General features: G+C 50.7%; 1 pseudogene. It reads left to right on the forward strand.

Going from position 1 to position 203, the window contains the following annotated elements:
- Positions 1-194, forward strand: a pseudogene (locus NE619_RS18825) (hypothetical protein); the annotation flags it as partial.
- Positions 195-203 lie beyond the last annotated feature (9 nt).

Below are 203 nucleotides of genomic sequence, written 5' to 3' on the forward strand. Positions count from 1 at the left end.
CGTTCATCGAGCTGAAAGCGCCAGGAAAGAAACCGACACCGCTGCAAATGAAAAAGATGCGGGAGCTCCACGGCCTTGGTTTTATAACGGGATGGGCTGACAGTAAAGAAAGCGTTGATCAATTCCTGGATCGGATGCAGATTGTCGGTGATGCAGTGCTGATGGATATTCTCGAGGCAGGCGGGCAGTTATGAGGTTTCAAC

It is taken from the genome of Anaerovorax odorimutans (assembly GCF_024459955.1).
Lineage (GTDB): Bacteria > Bacillota > Clostridia > Peptostreptococcales > Anaerovoracaceae > Hominibacterium > Hominibacterium odorimutans_A.